Raw genomic sequence first — 4,931 nt, 5'->3', positions numbered from 1 at the left:
CGCCCCCACTTGAACCCCGCGAACCCCGGCACCTACGCTCGCCCAGTGGACCTCGAAATCCGCCACCTTCGCGCCGTCTGTGCCCTGGCGGACACCGGCAGCGTGACCAAGGCCGCGGCCATGCTCGGGCTGTCCCAACCGGCCCTGACCGCGCAGCTGCAGCGCATCGAGCGCGAGATCGGCGCCACCCTGTTCACCCGGAGCCCGCAGGGCGTGGCGCCCACCAGGCTGGGCGGTTTCGTGATCAGCCACGCCCGGGCGACCCTGCTGGGCCTGGAGGAGCTGCGGCGCGGCGTGTCCAGGCGGTCGCGGGCCGCCGCCGAGGTGATCTCGCTCGGCGGCGTCGTCTCCGCGATCTCCGTCGGGCTGGCGGAACGGCTCACCGAGCACCTGCCGGGCACCGAGGTGCGGCTGCGCATGGACTACTCGCCGCAACTGCTGTGGGAGCTGGTCAGCGCCGGACGCCTGGACGCGGTCGCCACCGTCGACTACCCGGGGTACGAGGTGCTGCCCAGCGCCGAGGTGGCCTGCGAGGTCGTCACGGTCGAGCCGGTGTTCGTGGCGCTGCCCGCGAGCGACCCGCTGGCCGTCCGCGACGAGATCGAGCTGGCCGACCTGGCCGACCGGTGGTGGGTGATGACGCCGTCGGACGGCGCGGGCTGGCCCGAGTGCTTCTACGCCGCCTGCGAGCAGGCGGGCTTCGCGCCGCGGGTGCGTTACACGGTGCAGTGCGGCGACCCGATCCGCGAGCTGGTGGCCGCCCACGGCGTGGTCTCCCCGTGCCAGCCGACCTTCACCGTCGTGGACGGCCTGGTGGTGCGCCCGCTCAGCGGCACCCCGGCCAGCATGCGTCACATCGTCGCCTGCAACAGGACCGGCCCGCTCGGCGGCCGCATGCCCGACCTCCTCGACCTCACCAGGGACAGCTACTGGAGCTGCGCCCTGCAACGCCCCAGGTACGTGGACTGGCTACGGCGCAACTCCGCGGCGCCGCCGGTGACGGACCCGGCGGAGTGACACTGCGGATTGACACGGAGCCGCGCCGCGGCCGTCCGGGTCACGGCCGGTCGAACCCGAGGGTGTAACCGCCGGACCCGCTGTAGGCGTGCACCCGGTAGCGGTAGTAGCCGGAGGTCCCGGCGTACGACACGTTCTCGTCCGGCCCGGGCGTGGTGGACGAGGCCACGTTCGCCCACGAAGAGCCGTTCCACTTCTGCAGGTACAGGTCGTAGTCGGTGCCGTCGGGGCCGTCCAGGCAGGCGCGGTGCGTGCCGGAGACGGTGCTCTGGTAGTAACTGTCGTCCGGCTGGTAGGCGCTGGACCCGGCCTGCAGGGTGCCGGAGCGGGTGGTCTGGTGGCTGGCGCAGGTGGAGGCGCCGTTCACGGTCAGCGTGAACGCGGCGGTCCTGGTGACGGCTGCGCCGGTGCCGGTGACGGTCACCGTGAACGTCCCGCCGGGAGTCGTCTGCCCGGTGGCGATCGTCATCGTGGCGCTCGCGCCCGCCGTGACGGTGGCGGGCTCGAAGCTCGCCGTGGCTCCCGCGGGCAGCCCGCTCGCGCTGAGCGCGATGCTCTGCGCCGTGCCGTTGGTGACCGCCGTGCCGACCGTCGCGGTGGCGGACCCGCCGGGCTCGACGCTCGCCGACGGCGGGCTGACCGTCATGGAGAAGTCGTCGCCGACCGGGGTTCCGGCCAGCTCCCACACCGCGTGCGCGATGGCGTTCGTGCTGGTGGTCATGACCGTCGAGGAGACGTTGGAGATGGTGTCGCAGGCGCTGTGGTAGCACGGGTCGCTGCCCGAGGCGATCCCGCTCACCTCGATGCCGTAACGCTTGAACGAGGCGTGGTCGGAGCGCGCGCCGTAGTCGACCCCGCGGCTCGGGACGCCCTTGGCGCGGAAGTAGCCGTCGAACAGGGTGCGCAGCCGGGTGCTGTCGGTGTAGACGCCCCAGGTGGTGGTGTTCTTCGCGCCGACCATGTCGAAGTTCAGGTACGTCTTGATCTTGGCTCGCTCGGTCGCGCCGAGGTTCTGGGTGTAGTACGCCGACCCGATCAGGCCCAGCTCCTCCGCGCCCCACCAGCCGAAGCGCAGCCGCTTCTGCGGGCGCAGGCCGGAGCGTGCCACGGTCAGCGCGGTCTCCAGCACGGCCGCCGAGCCGGAGGCGTTGTCGTTGATGCCGGGGCCGGCGGTGACGCCGTCGAGGTGCGCGCCGGCCATCACCACCTGCGCCGGGTCGCCGTACGGCCAGTCGGCCACGACGTTCCAGCCGGTGGCGCCGTTGTGGGTGAACGCCTGGCGGCTGACCTGGAAGCCGGCGTCGGTCAGCGCGCGCTGGACGTAGTCGGCGGAGGCGGCGTACCCGGGACGCCCGTGCGCCCGGTTGCCGCCGTTGCTCGTCGCGATGGACTGGAACTGGTCGAGGTGCCGCATGATGGCCGCGGCCGGGATGTCGGGGGGCGCCGAACTCACGGCCGCCGCGCCGGGGGTGACCAGCGCGGCGGACGCCGAGACCGCGAGCGCGCCGATCAACGCCGTCAAGGGTCTTCTCACGGGGGTTCGCCTTTCGTTTCACCGGGTGGGTGTCGCGCTGCCACCCTGGAACGTCCGGCGGGCCGCCGCCATGGGCGGGCGGACATTGGCGAATTCCGGCGAATTCCGGCGAATTCGCCGCTCATCCCGGTGCTTGCGAAGGGCCCGCAGACCGGTGCAAGCGGGGCGCAAGCGGGCGGAAATCCGGGTCCGCGATCATCGCTGCGCCGGCACTCGCCGGCGGTTGCGGCGACGCGTCGATCAGGAACGGTATGGCACGCACACGAACCCCGGACGGACTCGTCCTCGACCCCGATCTGCCCGAAGGGCACCGGCGGCTGATGGCCGCGCGCCCGGAACTGCTGCCCCCGTCGCCGGAGCCGCCCGCGTGGGGCGGGCGCAAGGCCGGAGACCTCCTCGCCGCCCTGTCGCTCGCGGCGCTGTGGGGCTTCCTCCCCGTCGTCGTGTGCGCCCAGTGGCGGTCCGCCCGGCTCGGCCGGCTGCTCCTCGCCGCCGGGGCGCTGCTGCAGGCCGCGCTCCTCGCCGTCTGGATCAGGTACGGTTTCGCCTCCTTCTTCCTGGCCGGGCTCGGCGTGCAGGGCGTCGCGTTCCTGGCGCTGCTGGCCGCGGCGGGCGAGTCGCCCGTGGCCGGGTACGGCCGCCGCCACCGCGGCAGGTACGTGCACGCCTCGATGCTGGAGCCGCTGGACGCCGCCCTGCTGGAGCGCACCGTGGAGGCCACCGGCACCGTGCTGCGCTCGAAGGTCGCCAAGGACGGCCTGCTCGACGGCATCGCCGACCGGGTCATCCTGCCCCGCCAGGCGTGGGAGATCGCCGAGACGCTGACCGAGCTGACCCGGTTGCGCCGCGAGCAGGCGAGCGCGCGTTCCGGCCGGGTCACCGAGCGCATCTCCGCCATGCTGGTCTCCCAGGAGGAGGCGCTGAAGGTCGCCACGCGCGCGCTGGGCCGGCGCGTCTCCGCGCTGGAGGAGTACGCGCGCCGCACCGAGGAGGCCGAGGCGGTGTACGCCGAGTGGCGCACGCTGCAGGACCTGGCCGACGACGGCGCGGCCTACCAGGAGCTGCTGTCCAGGACCGTCCGCGACGACCTGGCCGCCGACGAGGTCGGCGAACTGACCGACCGGGCCCGCCGGGTCGAGGAGTCCCTGCGCCAGAGCGTCGAACAGGCCCGGCTCGCCGGGCTCACCCTCATCTCCCAGGAGGACTGAACCGTGCCCGCGCTCTCCGACCGCATGCGGCGGCTGGTCAAGCCGTTGCCGACGTGGGTGCTCGTCCTCGGCGGCTTCGTACTCGCCGCCGAGTTCGCCATCGGCCTCCCGATCGCGACCAGCGGCCGCCAGGCCGACCCGGCGCCCCGCACGATGCCGTTCCACCCGGTGCGGGTCACGCCCGCCGAGCCGGTGCGGACCGCCGCCCCGGTCGTCCCGGTCGTCCCGACGACCCGGCCGTCCGCGGAAGGGCCGGTCGTCACGCGGATCGCCGAAGGCGCCGTCGTGCCGCTGCGGACCTATCGCGGCCGCGGCTCGGCGGTGATCGGCCGGGTCACCGACCCCAAGACCGGCCTGTCGTTCGCCGAGCTGGGCGCGCCGTGGCGCAGGAGCCGTCCGATCAGCGACGGCCCCGTCAAGGACGGCCGCTACAACCTGCGGCAGACGCTGCTCACGGAGTCGTACGGCCCCGACGACGACCGCGACTGGTGGGCGGACATCGACTCCCAGCACCTGTGGTCCGAACTGGACGCCGGCGACAGCCTCTACGACGCCGCCCGCGCCATGCTCGACTACAAGCAGGGCAGCGCGTTCCCCGCCGGCACGACCGGCCGTGACATCGCCTCGCAACCGGTGCGCGGGGGGTGGCTGCTGGCCAGGATGATCCAGATGCCGCCGAGCCCGGACGGGCGCAAGGCGCTGCGCGAACTGTCCGTCACGATCGCGGTCGACACGGGACGTCCCCGGCCGGCGGTGTTGTGGATCACCATTCCGGACACGCACGAGCGGTTGTGGCCGGACGTCCACACGCTGGTGAAGTCGCTCAAGGTCACCCGGAAGGGCTGAGGCAGGGGGCGCCCGGGGGTGACAACGATGACCGGCTGATCGACAATCGGGGGGCTCAGGTCCGGTATCGCCACGACGGGGAGGGGAGACGTTCGTGGAGCCGCACGGGCAAGAGGCTGATCCTGATCGTGAGAACCGGGGCAGCGGGCCGGACCGGCCGTGGACGCCGCCGGGGAGCCCGGGCCCGGCCTGGGCCCCGCCGTCGGCCCCCTCGACCGGCCACCCCGGGCCACCGCCGAGACCACCGCAACCGCCTGGGCCACCGCAGCTGCCTGGGCCGCCGTTCCCGCCTGGGCCGCCGTTCCCGCCCTCGGGGCCTTCGGCAC

The 4,931-nt window shown here is 73.7% G+C and carries 4 protein-coding genes; 3 read left to right on the top strand and 1 reads right to left on the bottom strand.

Annotated features, from left to right (window positions below; translation table 11 throughout):
* Window positions 1–1,017 (top strand): LysR family transcriptional regulator (locus HII36_RS53330; protein ID WP_217371081.1); only part of this gene is annotated, 1,017 nt, incomplete at its 5' end.
* Window positions 1,018–1,057: 40 nt separating this feature from the next.
* Here the strand turns inward: HII36_RS53330 and HII36_RS56195 are convergent.
* On the bottom strand, window positions 1,058–2,551 hold the full coding sequence (locus HII36_RS56195; RefSeq protein ID WP_217371080.1) for a M20/M25/M40 family metallo-hydrolase: 1,494 nt from the start codon (window positions 2,549–2,551) through the stop codon (window positions 1,058–1,060).
* 251 nt (window positions 2,552–2,802) lie between these two features.
* Between HII36_RS56195 and HII36_RS53320 the strand changes: the two genes are divergently transcribed.
* Both HII36_RS53320 and HII36_RS53315 read left to right on the top strand, forming a co-directional pair.
* Window positions 2,803–3,759 carry a hypothetical protein gene (locus HII36_RS53320; RefSeq protein WP_173531051.1) on the top strand — a complete coding sequence of 319 codons (957 nt, stop codon included), beginning with the start codon at window positions 2,803–2,805 and terminating at the stop codon, window positions 3,757–3,759.
* A 3-nt stretch (window positions 3,760–3,762) separates the two neighbouring features.
* Window positions 3,763–4,605 carry a hypothetical protein gene (locus tag HII36_RS53315; protein ID WP_173531050.1) on the top strand — a complete coding sequence of 281 codons (843 nt, stop codon included), beginning with the start codon at window positions 3,763–3,765 and terminating at the stop codon, window positions 4,603–4,605.
* Window positions 4,606–4,931 lie beyond the last annotated feature (326 nt).

The organism is Nonomuraea antri (genome assembly GCF_013283785.1).
In the GTDB taxonomy this organism is placed as follows: Bacteria; Actinomycetota; Actinomycetes; order Streptosporangiales; family Streptosporangiaceae; genus Nonomuraea; species Nonomuraea antri.
Note: the sequence above shows the minus strand (reverse complement) of the source record. Positions and strands in the feature narration are given on the sequence as shown.

Excerpts from the sequence above, each read along its gene's own strand:
- HII36_RS53320 (WP_173531051.1), top strand. The coding sequence starts at position 2,803 with ATGGCACGCACACGAACCCCGGACGGACTCGTCCTCGACCCCGATCTG.